The 13,119-nt window shown below is 63.3% G+C and carries 13 protein-coding genes and 1 pseudogene; 8 read left to right on the top strand and 6 right to left on the bottom strand.

Annotation, left to right across the window (positions count from 1 at the left end; translation table 11 throughout):
- Positions 1-108 precede the first annotated feature (108 nt).
- Together ABEA18_RS09835 and ABEA18_RS09830 are read left to right on the top strand one after the other, a co-directional pair.
- A complete protein-coding gene (locus ABEA18_RS09835) occupies positions 109-987 on the top strand; it encodes a hypothetical protein (RefSeq protein ID WP_345449166.1) in 879 nt (292 codons plus the stop codon).
- The gene (locus tag ABEA18_RS09830) at positions 984-2,069 is read left to right on the top strand and encodes a 4-hydroxy-3-methylbut-2-enyl diphosphate reductase (RefSeq protein ID WP_345449165.1); all 1,086 of its coding nucleotides are present in this window, start codon (positions 984-986) and stop codon (positions 2,067-2,069) included. Before ABEA18_RS09835 ends, ABEA18_RS09830 begins: the two co-directional genes overlap by 4 nt.
- A 53-nt stretch (positions 2,070-2,122) precedes the next feature.
- Here ABEA18_RS09830 and ABEA18_RS09825 read toward each other — a convergent pair whose 3' ends face one another.
- A complete protein-coding gene (locus ABEA18_RS09825; RefSeq protein ID WP_345449164.1) occupies positions 2,123-3,340 on the bottom strand; it encodes a DNA recombination protein RmuC in 1,218 nt (405 codons plus the stop codon).
- A 123-nt stretch (positions 3,341-3,463) separates the two neighbouring features.
- On the opposite strand from ABEA18_RS09825, the gene ychF reads away from it, so the two are divergent.
- The 3 genes and pseudogenes from ychF to ABEA18_RS09815 all read left to right on the top strand — a co-directional run bounded on the left by ychF (position 3,464) and on the right by ABEA18_RS09815 (position 6,503).
- Positions 3,464-4,549: a redox-regulated ATPase YchF gene (gene ychF, locus ABEA18_RS09820; protein ID WP_234748400.1), complete on the top strand. Its 1,086-nt coding sequence runs from the start codon at positions 3,464-3,466 to the stop codon at positions 4,547-4,549.
- Positions 4,550-4,847: 298 nt separating this feature from the next.
- Positions 4,848-5,264: pseudogene (locus ABEA18_RS24630) on the top strand (hypothetical protein); the annotation flags it as partial.
- A gap of 30 nt (positions 5,265-5,294) precedes the next feature.
- Complete coding sequence (locus ABEA18_RS09815) at positions 5,295-6,503, top strand: LGFP repeat-containing protein (protein WP_345449163.1); 1,209 nt, start codon at positions 5,295-5,297, stop codon at positions 6,501-6,503.
- 33 nt (positions 6,504-6,536) lie between these two features.
- Here the strand turns inward: ABEA18_RS09815 and ABEA18_RS09810 are convergent, their stop codons facing one another.
- From ABEA18_RS09810 to ABEA18_RS09795, 4 genes are all read right to left on the bottom strand, one after another.
- A complete protein-coding gene (locus ABEA18_RS09810; protein ID WP_345449162.1) occupies positions 6,537-7,577 on the bottom strand; it encodes a CAP domain-containing protein in 1,041 nt (346 codons plus the stop codon).
- A gap of 145 nt (positions 7,578-7,722) precedes the next feature.
- Positions 7,723-8,490 carry an SCO1664 family protein gene (locus ABEA18_RS09805; RefSeq protein ID WP_345449161.1) on the bottom strand — a complete coding sequence of 256 codons (768 nt, stop codon included), beginning with the start codon at positions 8,488-8,490 and terminating at the stop codon, positions 7,723-7,725.
- A complete protein-coding gene (locus ABEA18_RS09800) occupies positions 8,490-9,044 on the bottom strand; it encodes a DUF3090 domain-containing protein (RefSeq protein ID WP_345449160.1) in 555 nt (184 codons plus the stop codon). Before ABEA18_RS09800 ends, ABEA18_RS09805 begins: the two co-directional genes overlap by 1 nt.
- A 24-nt stretch (positions 9,045-9,068) precedes the next feature.
- Positions 9,069-9,761 (bottom strand): histidine phosphatase family protein, encoded by a 693-nt coding sequence (locus tag ABEA18_RS09795; RefSeq protein WP_345449158.1) that lies wholly within the window; start codon positions 9,759-9,761, stop codon positions 9,069-9,071.
- Positions 9,762-9,924: 163 nt separating this feature from the next.
- Between ABEA18_RS09795 and ABEA18_RS09790 the strand changes: the two genes are divergently transcribed.
- Together ABEA18_RS09790 and ABEA18_RS09785 are read left to right on the top strand one after the other, a co-directional pair.
- Positions 9,925-10,131, top strand: a complete 207-nt coding sequence (locus ABEA18_RS09790) for a HigA family addiction module antitoxin (protein WP_345449266.1) — start codon at positions 9,925-9,927, stop codon at positions 10,129-10,131.
- Between the two features lie 97 nt (positions 10,132-10,228).
- Positions 10,229-10,471 carry a hypothetical protein gene (locus ABEA18_RS09785; protein WP_345449156.1) on the top strand — a complete coding sequence of 81 codons (243 nt, stop codon included), beginning with the start codon at positions 10,229-10,231 and terminating at the stop codon, positions 10,469-10,471.
- 13 nt (positions 10,472-10,484) lie between these two features.
- On the opposite strand, the gene ABEA18_RS09780 is transcribed toward ABEA18_RS09785, so the two are convergent.
- Positions 10,485-11,264 carry an alpha/beta fold hydrolase gene (locus ABEA18_RS09780; protein WP_345449155.1) on the bottom strand — a complete coding sequence of 260 codons (780 nt, stop codon included), beginning with the start codon at positions 11,262-11,264 and terminating at the stop codon, positions 10,485-10,487.
- Between the two features lie 84 nt (positions 11,265-11,348).
- On the opposite strand from ABEA18_RS09780, the gene ABEA18_RS09775 reads away from it, so the two are divergent.
- Entirely contained in the window at positions 11,349-13,115 is a 1,767-nt protein-coding gene (locus ABEA18_RS09775; protein WP_345449154.1) for a GNAT family N-acetyltransferase, read from the top strand.
- Positions 13,116-13,119: the final 4 nt, after the last annotated feature.

The following is a 13,119-nucleotide window of genomic DNA, read 5'->3' as shown; positions in this document are numbered from 1 at the left end:
GCTAAGTGGCAGGCTTCCAACTCTATCCATACCTTGTAGCATGCATGACCGACATTTACTCGTCGTCGCCCCGACTGGAACTGCTGCACTCCAAACTTGAGGAATCCATTGCGCACGTTCGTCTCTGCAATCGCAGTGATCTTTGCCCTTCTGCTCACAGGAATCGCCGTCCCGATGGCATGGACGGACGCCAACATCGTCCGGGAAGACGGATTTGTGGCGCTCACTTCTCCGATCGGGAAGGACCAGGCGTTCCAGGCGCGGCTGGCGGCTACCGCCGTCGCAAGCCTTGAATCCAAAATCAATCTACCGGCGCCCGTGGAACAACTTGGCGCTTCGTTCCTCAAGGACGCCGCCACCGCGATGTCCACGTGGCCTGAATACCCGCAAGCGTGGGATGAAACCGTACGCCGGAGCCACCAACTGAATTTCGCAGGCACTGCCGGCCCCGGGAACTCGACCGCGGGGACGTCCTTGGTGCTCGACGTCGGGCCTCTGGTCAAGCTCGCCGCTGACCGGCTGCACGCCGCAACCGGCCTCCCCATTGCGACGCCGGAATCCACCCCGATCAACATCGGCGGCCCCGCTCAGCGCCAGCAGGTAGACGCCATCGCCGCGTATGCGCCAATGTGGTGGATTCCCGGCCTCGGCGCCGTCCTGCTGTTTGCCCTGGGCTTGCTTTCCGCGAAGCGCAGGGGAGTGCTTCTCTTGTTCACCGGACTGGGATTGGCCGCAGTCGCTGCGCTGTGGCAAGTGGCCACGACGGTGCTCAAGGGCGCAGGCGATGCGGGACTGGGCGGAACCGCCACAGGCGGCCTCTTTGCGCGGGAGTTGGTGGCAGCTTCAGTCGACAATTTCACCGGTTGGATCACTATCGCCTGGATTGCCGCGGGAGTGTTTGCACTTCTCGGCCTGCTCGGTGCGATCTTCTCACGCAAAGCCAGGCCGAGCGTGCGGGCGAACGCTGCCGGTAGCATGGAGGGATGACCAGCTCATCAGTTTCCATTCCGATGCCCTCTATCCCGCGTAGGCGTCGGACGCCGGAAGAGGTGCTGGCCGCCGCTCCGGTCTCCGGCCCCAAACGAGTCTTGCTCGCGGCCCCCCGCGGATATTGCGCAGGCGTCGACCGCGCAGTCATCGCAGTGGAGAAGGCGCTGGAACACTACGGGCCGCCGGTATACGTGCGTAAGCAGATCGTGCATAACGTTCACGTCGTCACCTCGCTAGAGGAGAAGGGTGCCATCTTCGTCGAAGAGACGGACGAGGTACCCGAAGGCGCCCTCGTGATCTTCTCAGCCCATGGCGTGTCCCCGGCTGTAGTGCAGTCGGCCGAAGACCGCGGCCTGCGCACCATCGATGCCACCTGCCCCCTCGTCACGAAGGTGCACCGCGAAGCCGTCCGCTTCGCCAAGGAAGATTACGACATTCTCCTCATCGGCCATGACGGTCACGAAGAAGTGGAAGGAACGGCGGGCGAAGCCCCGGACCACATCCAGATCATCAATGGTCCGCACGAAGTGGACAAGGTCAAGGTGCGCAATCCGGAGAAGACGATCTGGCTTTCGCAGACCACCCTGAGCGTCGACGAGACGATGGAGACCGTCCGGATGCTCAAAGAGCGCTTTCCCACGTTGCAGGATCCGCCCAGCGACGACATTTGCTATGCCACCACCAACCGCCAAGTGGCCATTAAGAAGATTGCCCCGCAGGCTGACCTGGTGATCGTGGTGGGATCTGCGAATTCTTCCAACTCCGTGCGGCTCGTCGAGGTGGCGCTTGAGTATGGCGCCAAGGCCTCCTACCGGGTCGATTTCGCGAACGAGGTCGACGAGAGCTGGTTCGAGGGCGTCGCCACCGTGGGAGTCACCTCCGGTGCTTCCGTTCCCGAGGTCCTGGTCCAGGATGTTCTTCGTTTGCTGGCCGACTACGGCTACGGCGCGGTTGAAGAGGTTGTGACGGCGGAGGAAGACCTGCTGTTCTCCTTGCCTAAGGAACTGCGCGCCACCCTCAAAGAGGCCGGAGACGTCACACGCGCCTTGGGCGGACGCGGGAACCGGCCAACCTCGTAGTCCGGTCCCGGCCCGGTACAGGCTGCCGGGCCCGGACCACTACCAGGCCGGTCCTAGGCCGCGGATTCTCCTTCGATCAGTTCGGGTGCGGCAAGGGTCCGCGGCACTGCTTCCACTGAGGGCGGTGACACCAGTCCGTCGGCGTCCATGGAGTTGAGTTTCCGTGCCGTCGGCAGGACGCGTGCTTCGAGAGTTCCGACGAGTGCGTTGTAGCGATCCACCGAGGTCTTCAACGATGAACCCAGCTTGCCCACGTTGTCACCGAGGGTTCCCATGCGTTCGTACAGCTGCCGGGCGAGCTCGAAGAGCTCCCGGGCGTTGTCCGTCAGGACGTCTTGGCGCCAGGTGAAGGCGACGGACTTAAGTACTGCCAACAATGTGCCGGGGGACGCGAGCACTACGTTCCGGGACAAGGCGTGATCCAAGAGCGCGGGGTCCGCTTCAAGTGCTGCGGCCAAGATGGATTCCGCTGGCAGGAAGCAGATCACCAGCTCGGGCGAGTTGCCGGGGATGTCCCAGTATTTCTTGGACCCCAGGGCATCGACGTGGGACTTGAGGGCCTTCGCGTGTGCGAGCAGCAAAGCATCCGTGCCATTGCCCACCGGCAGTGCGCCGTTCCCAGCCAGGTGCCCGGTGTTGCCCTGTTCCTGGGCGGCGAGGTAGGAGGCCAACGGGACCTTCGCGTCCACCACGAGTTGCTTTCCACCCGGCAACTGGACCACAAGATCCGGCCGGATGGCGTTGTCGACGGAAGCGGAATGCACCTGCTCGTGAAAATCGACGTGACGCAGCATCCCGGCGGCTTCAACCACGCGGCGCAGCTGGACTTCTCCCCACTGGCCCCTGGCGCTGTTGGACCGAAGGGCAGACGCCAGGGCATGGGTGGAGCGCAGGAGTTGTTCATCGGACAAACGGGCTTCCTGGAGCTGCTGGGCAAGCTGGCCGTACTGCTCCAAACGATCCCGCTCCAGAAGTGAGACCTGTTGTTGTACGGCCGTCAGCTTCTCGGCAACCGGGGCGAGTGCGCGCAACACACTGCCATCCTGGTTCCTGGACTCGTTCAATTCGCGGTTCTGTGACAACAGAAGCCGCCGCTCGGCGTCGGCGGCGGCAAACTGGGCGTTCACCGCGGCAAGCCGGGCCGAGACGCCGTCGAAATCTTCCTCAAGCGCGGCACTGCGGCGCCGGAACAGCAGGAAGCCAGCCACCACCCCGGCGGCCGCTCCCAGAAGAAGCATGAACAAAGCGAGTATTACTGCAAAACCATCCATGTCTCCCACCTTGGCATAGGGGTCGGACAATATAGCGAAGCCGGCTCACGGCAACCGGGCGTGGGGTCCAGGGTTCCAGCCGCGAAAGCGGATAAGGGCACTCAACGGGTAGAATCAATGCTCGTGGCTCTTACTATTGGCATCGTCGGACTGCCCAACGTCGGCAAATCAACTCTTTTCAACGCACTGACCCGCAACCAGGTGCTGGCCGCGAACTACCCGTTCGCCACCATCGAGCCAAACGTCGGCGTCGTCAACCTCCCGGACCCGCGCCTGCAGAAGTTGGCGGAGGTCTTCGGATCGCAGCGCCTCCTGCCCGCCGTCGTCTCTTTCGTTGACATCGCCGGTATCGTCAAGGGCGCCTCCGAGGGCGAAGGCCTGGGCAACAAGTTCCTCGCGAACATCCGCGAAGCAGAAGCCATCGCCCAGGTCATCCGCGTCTTCGACGACCCCGACGTTGTCCACGTCGACGGCAAAGTCGATCCGCGCTCGGACATCGAGACGATCAACACCGAACTGATCCTGGCCGATCTCCAGACGATCGAAAAGGCCATTCCCCGGATCGAAAAAGAAGTCAAGATCAAGAAGCGGGAAGCCGCGGAACTCGCAGCAATCCTGGCTGCCCAGGCCGTACTGGAGCGCGGCGACACGATCTTCTCCTCAGTCAAGAGCGACAAGCTCGAGATGGAGCACCTCAAGGAGCTCAGCCTCCTCACGGCGAAGCCCTTCATCTACGTCTTCAACTCGGACGAAGGCATCCTGGGCAACCCGGAAAAGCAAGAGGAACTGCGCGCAATGGTGGCGCCGGCGGATTGCATTTTCCTTGACGCCAAGCTGGAATCGGATCTCGTCGAACTCGACGAGGAAGAAGCCCGCGAGATGCTCGAGATGAATGGCCAGGACGAATCCGGCCTCGACCAGCTGGCACGCGTAGGTTTCCACACGCTCGGACTGCAGACCTACCTCACGGCCGGTCCCAAGGAAGCCCGCGCCTGGACCATCCACCGAGGCGACACCGCGCCCCAGGCCGCAGGAGTCATTCACACGGATTTCCAGCGCGGATTCATCAAGGCCGAAGTTGTCTCCTTCGATGACCTCATCGCCGCCGGATCCATGGCCGAGGCCAAGTCCCGCGGCAAGGTCCGTATTGAAGGCAAGGAATACGTCATGGCCGACGGCGACGTGGTGGAGTTTAGATTTAATGTCTAGTTTCTGACCTCCCCGAAACTTTTGCGATAGCCGCTAAGAACAGGTGTTCTTAGCGGCTATCCGCTTTTATGACCGCCCGCCTGGTCGAACATGATGCTTCCTCTGACCTGGGACCTCATCCCCGAAAACCCATCAATGACGTGTCTACCTCCGTCGACTGCCTCGCGCAGGATATCCTCCCCTAAGTGCCACCCGACAGAGGGGCGTATCAGGGGGAGGATCACGCGTGCGCGCTACCCGGTTCCACAATCGGAGGACGGCCCGTATCCTCGTGTCTGCGTTAACCGCTAGTGCGGTCATGTGGGGTGGCGTAACGCCGCCCGCGGTCGCCGCGTCGTCGCCCCCAGCGACAACGCCACCGACACAATCGCCGGCCGCGACCACGCCGCCGGCCCCACCCGTGAACCCTGCGTCTTCTCCGGCCTCTGCTGGAACCACGACGCCCACATCCACCCCTCCCCAGTCGACGACGTCCGCCGCTTCAGCGCAGGACCTAACAGCGACGACTTCCGCGCCGGCTGGTTTCGTGGTCGGCAGCGCGTTCTGGACGTGGTTCTCGACTTCAACCGCCGCGGGCTACGGTCAGCCAATCGCGGACCAAGTCTGCCCGACTGTCGATTTCTGCTCGCAGGAATTCCAGAACGGGACCGCGTATTGGAAGCCGCGCTTCGGACCTCACGGAGTCCTTAAATCGTCTCCCGTAGGTTTGAAATATTTCGCCGACGGCGGGTATGCAACTTACGGGATGCCAGACCGTGACAACACCCACTTTTATGGCGCTTCCTCCATCGGCATTCCGGAGTCGGACCAGCAAGGCTTCGAAAACGCGATCATCGTGGTGCCGAACGGTGCGGCCGCATTCACCCTGTATCGCCCCATGGAGATGTTTATGCTCCTGGACCCCCTGGGCGGTTCCCCGGCGCCTCAATGGGTCTCGCCGATCACGTGCGGCCTGCCCCCCAAAGGAGGCTGCGCGGCACAAACTCTGGCCGCACCAAGCGACCCCTCGGCACCCGTCGTCCGGCGTAACTATGAGTACCCTGCCATGAACCTCAGCTACATCGACCTCCCCGGCCAGGTCTGGAAGCGCTGGAACGCCCTCGGAGCTGAAAACAGCTGGCTCGGCGCCCCGCAGGGCGTCGAATGTTCCTGGCTACTACCGGCCGGTTATTGCGAGACGTCGTTCCAGAACGGGGTCATGCTGGCGAACGCGTCGAGCGCCGTCACCATGAAAGGCGCGATCTTCCAGTGGTGGAACACGTCAAACGGCCCCAACAACCTCGGCATACCGCTCGGCGACGAGAGGTGCGTGCTCGCGCAAAGCGGGTGCCGACAGGAATTCGCCGGCAGCAGTCTGACGTGGACCGCTGGCCTCGGAGTCCAGACCGTCAAGGGGGCGATACGGGACAAGTGGCTGTACATGGGAGCGGAGGCGAGTCGTCTCGGCTACCCGACGGGACCCGAGACATGCTTCGGGTGGACCGTCAACAACGTCGACAAATCGGGCTGTTACCAGTGGTTCCAAGGTGGGATCATCTGGTGGTCCCCCGCCTCGGGAACTCACGTCGTAGGGGGCGCGATCATGCGCGCCTACGAGCGCGCCAACTGGGTGTGGCCTGACTACAATTCCTCCGGCTACCCCATGCAGATGATCGGCTACCCCATCAGCGACGAAAATTGCACAGGGCCCGGAGGCGGGTGTTACCAGTGGTTCGAGAATGGCATCATCTGGTGGTCTCCCACCACGGGCGCCCAGCGTCTCATGAATGGCGACAAGAGGGTGTTTGAGTCCCTCAGCTGGGCTTGGGGGCCACTCGGGTACCCGACGACCGAAGAGCGCTGGTGGAACGATTACACCGCTTACCCGAAGTACTACTCTGGCACCCGCCAGTACTTCGAGCACGGCTACCTCACCTGGACCGACGGCTATGGCATAACGGTCACGTACTACTGAGGTCTTCTCATCGGGAGTCCTAGACCACCAGGCCTAGATGTAGGTGACCCACGCTCCCGTCGGCGTCCAGTGGATCACGCCGCCCTCGTAGTTCTGGGCCACAGCACCTCCCGGGCCGGTCGCGTATTCATTGCTGGTCGGGTACCCGAGCCTGCCGTTCTCGAAACCGGTGGAGCCCCAGACGGAGCGGATCCCGCCGGAGGAGACGAAGCCACCGGTCGCGGGGGCCCAGATGATGGCCCCGTTTTGGTAGTTCTGGTACACGCCGCCGTTCCGAAGCCCGGTGATCTCGTCGGTGACCGGGTAGCCCAGGCGTCCGTTCTCGAATCCGGTTTCAGCCCATTTGCTGCGGATGGCACCCATGGTCAGGTGCGCCCCGGAAGCCGGGGAGTACAGGATGCAGCCGACCTGGTAGCACTGGAAGGAGCCGCCGTACTTAAGCCCGGAAACCTCCGGGCTGGTCGCGGTCCCGATCGAACCGTTGTACGAGGCAGCCTTGGCCCCGATCGGGGACTTCGACGCCGGCGCGGTAGGAGGGTTTGTCATCGGGTAGGCAGCCAGGTTGGCGACTACTAAATGCCAGCCCTGGTACGGTCCGGAGGTGGGGACGACGTAGCCGAGCCCGCCGTCGGTGAGCCGTGGATCCAGCATGGCGGCCTTGTGGCTAGGAGAGTTAATCCACCAGCCGACGATCTGTTCCGGCGTGAAGTTGAAGCCGATGATCTCCCGATACATGCCGGCATCCGCGGGGATGAGCGAGCCGCCGGCGTCCGCCCGGTGGATGGTGGCGAAGTCGAAGGCGGGGTCCATCGTGGCGACGCCAAGATGATTCGCCCAGCCCTGCGAAACGTCAGCGATCCGCTGGTTCCACATCAGGGGCCTCGCGCCGAGCTTGGCGCGCTCTGCATTCATCAGGTCCAAAGTTTTCTTGGCGAAGGCGTCAGAGTAGGTGGAGGCCGGCACGGCCGCGGGGACCGGCGCGGCGGAGGAGGTGGTGGCGCCGATAAGGCCGCCGGACAGTGAGAGCAGCAGGCCGAGGGTCACCGCGGACATGCGGGTAGAACGTGATTTCATGGGTCCCTAGATTGAGTGCCGGGTGGGAATGCCGGGAGACGGTATAAGTCTGCCCGAACATCAACGGCTGAATGCACGATTTACGGTGATGTGGGGAAAACCTTGGTAAATCCTGCGGAACCCAGACCACACCGGCCCAATTCCCTTAGAACAGCGGCCAGGGCACCGCTGACATCTCACCGCTCGGAGCCGGAAACCGCCCTGCCAGGCGCAACCGGGCGCAGCGCGCGGCGAGCGATGCGATTTCTTCGGCGCTGAGCAATTCCGCCAGGTTTCGGCCTAGCTCACCGTGCAGTCCTTCGCTGACACGATCGATGCCCTCGCGTTCCTCGGCGGTCAGGGCGTCTCCCAGCCATCCCCACAGCACGGTGCGCAGCTTGTGGTCACGGTGAAAGGTGAGCCCGTGGTCCACGCCGTGCCGGCGTCCGTCTGTCATGGCAAGAATGTGGTCCCCCTTGCGATCGGCGTTGTTGACGACGACGTCGAACACCGCCATGCGTCTGAGCGCTGGCGAGTCTTCGTGAACGAGGGTGACCATCCGTCCGTTCTCATCCCGTCCCTCGAGAACGTGTTTCCAGCCCGTCTCGGGCACATGGTCCGTCGCGACCAGGTTCACGGCGTTTTGGGCGGGGTCTTGCTCCTGCCAGAGCTGCACCATTCCTTCGCCCATCGGACCATCGCGCAGCCAGGTATGCGGCACGATGTCCCAGCCGAAGACCCGCGAGACCAAGTAGGCGGCCACCTCCCGGTGAGCCAGGGTGCCGTGGGGAAAATCCCACAGCGGAGTTTCGCCTGCTATCGGTTTATAGACGACCACCACGTCGCCGATGCGGCCCAGAAATGTAGCGTTTGAAGCCGTCGTGATGCGGCCGGTGAGCGTCAGCTCGGCGGTCACTAGGTCCGGCGTTGGCATCAGACCTCGGGGAGGGTGCAGATGTGCCCGTCGGCGTCTATGGGGTATCCGCAGAGCGGGCACGTCGGACGCCCGGCGCCCACGATCTCACGGGTGCGCTTGGCGAATGCGCGGGCGGTGCCGACCGGCATCCGCACCAGCAGCATTTCGGACACGTTAGCACCGTCCTCATCAAGGGATGCGTCGTTGTCATCGGCGTCGACATCGGTGATCGGGTAGGCCTCCAGTACGACCTGGGCCGTGGTCGGGTCCCAACCTAGGCTCATGGCGCCGGCGCGGAACTGCTCCTGAACGGCCTCCAGCTGGTCATTGTCGACAAGTTCAACGGGAGTACCCGTGGGAACGCTGAAGGGGTTGCCCTCGACGGTGATCAGCTGGTCGAGGATTTCGTCGATCTTCTCCGCGAGCAGGGCCGACTGCTGTTTCTCCAGGGCAATGCTCACGATCTGCGTCCCTGCGCGCACCTGCAGGTAGAAGGTGCGCGCCCCCGGAAGGCCGATGGTGCCGACGACGACCCGGTCAGGCCAGGCAAACTCGTGAACACGTGTAGGCATGTCAGTATTCTAGGCACATCGGGTTCATGGCGCCTTTTGCCCTGCATCGCCGCCCACGGCCGCATCGCCGGAGTGGATGCCGTTGGACAGCCACGACAGATCACCCGCGTCGGTGTTGGTTGCGTGGACGCTGGGTCGGTTAGCGCCGTAGCACACGATCGAGACGGAGCCGGGGCCCACGGTAATACGTTGGAACAGGTCAAGGTGCATGCCGAGCGCGTCGGCGAGGATTGACTTGATGATGTCACCGTGACTCACCGCCACCCACACGGCGCCTGGCCCGTACCCGGCTTCGATGGCTGCATCGCGGCGTCGAATCGCTGCGACCGACCGAGCCTGCATCGCGGCCATGGATTCACCGCCGGGAAAGACGACGGCGGACGGTTGGGACTGCACGACCGGCCACAGTTCCTCGCTCGCGAGATCACTGAGCGTGCGGCCCTGCCACTGGCCGTAATCGCACTCGGTGAGATCGGGATCGACCGGCGCGTACGGCGTGCCAGCCTGGCGATCGAGGATGAGCCGAGCGGTCTGCTGGCAACGCTCAAGCGGGCTCGACACCACCGCGACCAAGGGCACGGCCGCGAGCCGGTCTCCGGTCAGAGCCGCCTGGTCGCGCCCGATCTGGTCCAGGCTGACGCCGGCGGCCCGCCCGGCCAGCAGCCCGGTGGCATTGGCTGTGGTGCGGCCGTGCCGCACGAGAATAACTGTCGCCATCCACCCAGCCTAACCACCCGCTCGCTGCGGTGGAGCCGATAGGACGGTCCACAGCGAACCGCTTTCCTCCTCCGGATCGTGCGCGCAGCCCAACGTCGTGCCGAGACGCTTCCCCGTGACGGAACGTGGTGGGGCTCCGATTTAACGTCTAGCGTTATTAACGCTGTGCGTTATATTCACGCAAAACAAGCTCGCCGTGGCGATCCATGTGCCGCCGCGCCGAATCAATGAGATAGTGCACGGCAAGCGTGCGATCACAGCCGACACGGCACTACGTCTCGGCAAGTATTTTGGAACGTCGGCTCAGTTCTGGCTCAACCTGCAGACGCATTACGATCTCGACGTTGCCGAAGATCGTGCGGCTGGGTAGATCGCGGCCATCACGCCTCTCAAGGTCACGTGAACAAATCGGTGCGGCTGGTCATCGACATACCGGTCCAGTTCATCTCGCGAGTTATCCACATAACGTGACCATGCATGGCGAAGGTTGGGATCCGTGGGTAAGGGCCTTGACTCCGTCCGAGGTTTTGGCGATTGCTCAGGACTTGGACGATATCTCTGATGCGGAGGTGAGGCTGCGGTTGCCGGATTCGCCATGTGTCGATCGGGACCTTGACGTCGAGTATGCCGTTGGCTATCTTCGACGGGCCCGGGTCTTCGCCACCAATCTCGCCGACGAGGGGCGCGGCATGGTCTACCTGATCGGGTAGCGATCATCCTGTCTTAACCCCAACCGGCGACATCCTGGCTCAGAATATTGGGCCAGGTTTCGACATCTTCCGGGGTGCGGGCCACCGTCAGTGTTGCTTGGGGGAGCAGTGCGGCAAGGGATTCCGCCGTTGACAGCGGGTGGCCCGGATCATCGACCCACGCCAGGATTGTCGTCGGTACGTCGATTCGCGCGACGACCCCAGGGGCAGGAAGATCGCTGAGCGCCGCGCCTCGAAACACTGAAGGCAAGAGGGTGTCGTCGACGTCGGGCCGCGTCTCCGGCGCACCGATTGTGGCCGGCGGCGGAGTTGCACCGCGGGTGGTGGCGAGGAATGCCTCGACGCCAACGGATTCGATCAGCGCCGCGGCACTCCGGTAGTTTGCAGCCTGTGCAGTTCGGGTTTCCCACGCGGTGGGCGGCACCATGAGCGTGAGCCCGGTAAAGCGGTCTGGCTCGCGGGAAGCGGCGTGCAAGAGTGTGCCGGTACCCATGGAGGGGCCGACTCCGTGGACACGTTCGCCCGGAAACCAGTGATCGAGGAGCCGCAGGAGGTCGTCGGCTAGGTTTTGCCATTGATATTCCTCGGGAACCTCCCGCCCAGTCGACCGGCCATGGCCGCGTGCGTCGTACCGCAGCAGTCGAGTTCCACTAAGCCCTCGGCCGAGGTCGAGGTTGAGTACCCGATCGTGCGCGCGGCTTGAGGTAAGACCATGCAGTTGGACAACCGGGTGTCCACCTTCGTCGCTCAACGCCACCGCAAGCTCGGCCCCGGGAACCTCGAAAGTAGGCATCAGGCTCCTCATTTCGTGACTGACCGCGTCCTGTCGAGCGGTCGCGTTGAACATTCAGGCTATCTGGGGCGATAGGATACTGCCATGCGGCTGACCAACGTCACGCACCTGCGCCTACCATTCGGACGACTTTGGGGCTACGACGTCAGTGTGTCGGCGCTCGGCCATCGTCTTCCGGTGTCCTTCGACCAGCGGCTCCATGTAGGAGCGGGCTCCCGGCCCGGCTCCTGGATGGCAATGTCCTTTCGACTGCCTACGCCAACTCGTCGCGAGTCAATTGCCGATGCTTGGCTGGCTGTCATCGCCCGTCACGGCACACTGCGAACCGCTTTCCTGCCCGGTGCGGATGGTAATCCGGAGCTTCACGAAATTGATATTGCTCCTGGAACCTGGGTGGAGCATCAGGTGTCTCCTGGCCAGGCGGTCAATGACGCGGTGCGGGACATTCTCGATGCCGCATGTGCGCCATACCAACGGCCCTCACACCGGCTGTGCGTATTGGAGACTGCTGCTGGACTCACGGTTGTGATTGCAGCCGACCACGCACACGTCGATATGTGGTCGATGCTGGTGATCGCGCGGGACCTGCTGTCGGCGCTCGATGCTGGGAAGGCAGGCCGTGAACCTTTCCCCGGGCCAGTGCCGGCTTTTGTCGAACACACCCAAGCACTGCTGGATCGGAATACCGCGCCGGACCACGTGCGTCACCGGTGGGAAGACATCATCGGGGACAGCGGCGGCGTCATGCCGCAATTCCCCCTGCCCCTGGGTGCGTCCGATCCGCAGCGCGAGCGTGTAGAGGTCCGCGATGTGTTCGATCTCGACGACGGCGCCGCCTTTGCCGCACAGGCCCGCAACGACGGTGTCTCGACGCTCGCGCTCGCTGTCGTTGCGATGACAGCGGTGACCCGCGAGTTGGCGGGAACCCCGCTGCGAGCCGTTTTTCCCGTGCACAGCCGCTTCGACGATAACTGGCATGACTCAGTCGGCTGGTTCATTACCAATTCGGTACTTGAGTCCGGGGTCGCCGAGCCGCGCGCTGCAGCTGCCGCGGTAAAAGAGGCTGTGCAGCTTGGCTCGTGGCCGCTCGCGGACGTGCTGGCTCCATGGGGCGGCATGCCCGTAGCTCCTGGTATGTTCGCGATCTCCTGGCTGGACCTGCGCAGACTACCGGTGCGAATCGACTCGGTGGGACTCGACGCCCAGTATGTGAGCGCGACAATCGACACCGACGGCGTCATGCTTTGGTTCATCCTAGACGAGTCCGGTCTGCACTTGAGATGCCGTTATCCCGACACTGTTGAGGCTCGAGCCAACGTCGGCGGATGGCTTGATCTGCTGGTCGCTCGGTTGCAGGCAGATGCGCGATCCTCGGTTCGAGGACTGCTGCGTGTGGCGGGCCGGACTTTCAGGCTGGAACGGGCGAGTCGCGATGATGTTGAGGCCATCGCCGTCCTGCTGTCGGATGATCAGTTCGGTCCCGATCGTGAGTGCGTCGAGCTCGAACGATACGAAGCGGCCTATAACCTGGTTGTTCGCGACAACTCCAACTATCTGGGGGTTGTCCGCGATGATTCCGATTGCATCGTTGCCACGATGCAATTGACCGTCATTCCAGGTCTTTCCCGGGGTGGTTCTTCCCGGCTTCAGATCGAGGGACTGCGAGTTGCGGCCGCGGAGCGTTCGCATGGATTGGGCACCGCGATGCTTGAGTGGGCACACGATTTTGGGCGTGCGCGTGGCGCGCAACTCGCGCAAGTGACCACCGACGAAGCACGGGAACGGGCTCGAGCCTTCTACACCCGTCTCGGATATCGGACCGCCCACGTAGGGCTGAAACGGCGCATATAGAAGT

It is taken from the genome of Arthrobacter gyeryongensis (assembly GCF_039543785.1).
In the GTDB taxonomy this organism is placed as follows: domain Bacteria; phylum Actinomycetota; class Actinomycetes; order Actinomycetales; family Micrococcaceae; genus Arthrobacter; species Arthrobacter gyeryongensis.
This window is presented reverse-complemented; position numbering and strand designations above follow the sequence as displayed.

Excerpts from the sequence above, each read along its gene's own strand:
- ABEA18_RS09830 (WP_345449165.1), top strand. The coding sequence starts at position 984 with ATGACCAGCTCATCAGTTTCCATTCCGATGCCCTCTATCCCGCGTAGG.
- ABEA18_RS09825 (WP_345449164.1), bottom strand. The coding sequence starts at position 3,340 with ATGGATGGTTTTGCAGTAATACTCGCTTTGTTCATGCTTCTTCTGGGA.
- ABEA18_RS09815 (WP_345449163.1), top strand. The coding sequence starts at position 5,295 with ATGCCAGACCGTGACAACACCCACTTTTATGGCGCTTCCTCCATCGGC.
- ABEA18_RS09810 (WP_345449162.1), bottom strand. The coding sequence starts at position 7,577 with ATGAAATCACGTTCTACCCGCATGTCCGCGGTGACCCTCGGCCTGCTG.
- ABEA18_RS09805 (WP_345449161.1), bottom strand. The coding sequence starts at position 8,490 with ATGCCAACGCCGGACCTAGTGACCGCCGAGCTGACGCTCACCGGCCGC.
- ABEA18_RS09800 (WP_345449160.1), bottom strand. The coding sequence starts at position 9,044 with ATGCCTACACGTGTTCACGAGTTTGCCTGGCCTGACCGGGTCGTCGTC.
- ABEA18_RS09795 (WP_345449158.1), bottom strand. The coding sequence starts at position 9,761 with ATGGCGACAGTTATTCTCGTGCGGCACGGCCGCACCACAGCCAATGCC.
- ABEA18_RS09780 (WP_345449155.1), bottom strand. The coding sequence starts at position 11,264 with ATGCCTACTTTCGAGGTTCCCGGGGCCGAGCTTGCGGTGGCGTTGAGC.
- ABEA18_RS09775 (WP_345449154.1), top strand. The coding sequence starts at position 11,349 with ATGCGGCTGACCAACGTCACGCACCTGCGCCTACCATTCGGACGACTT.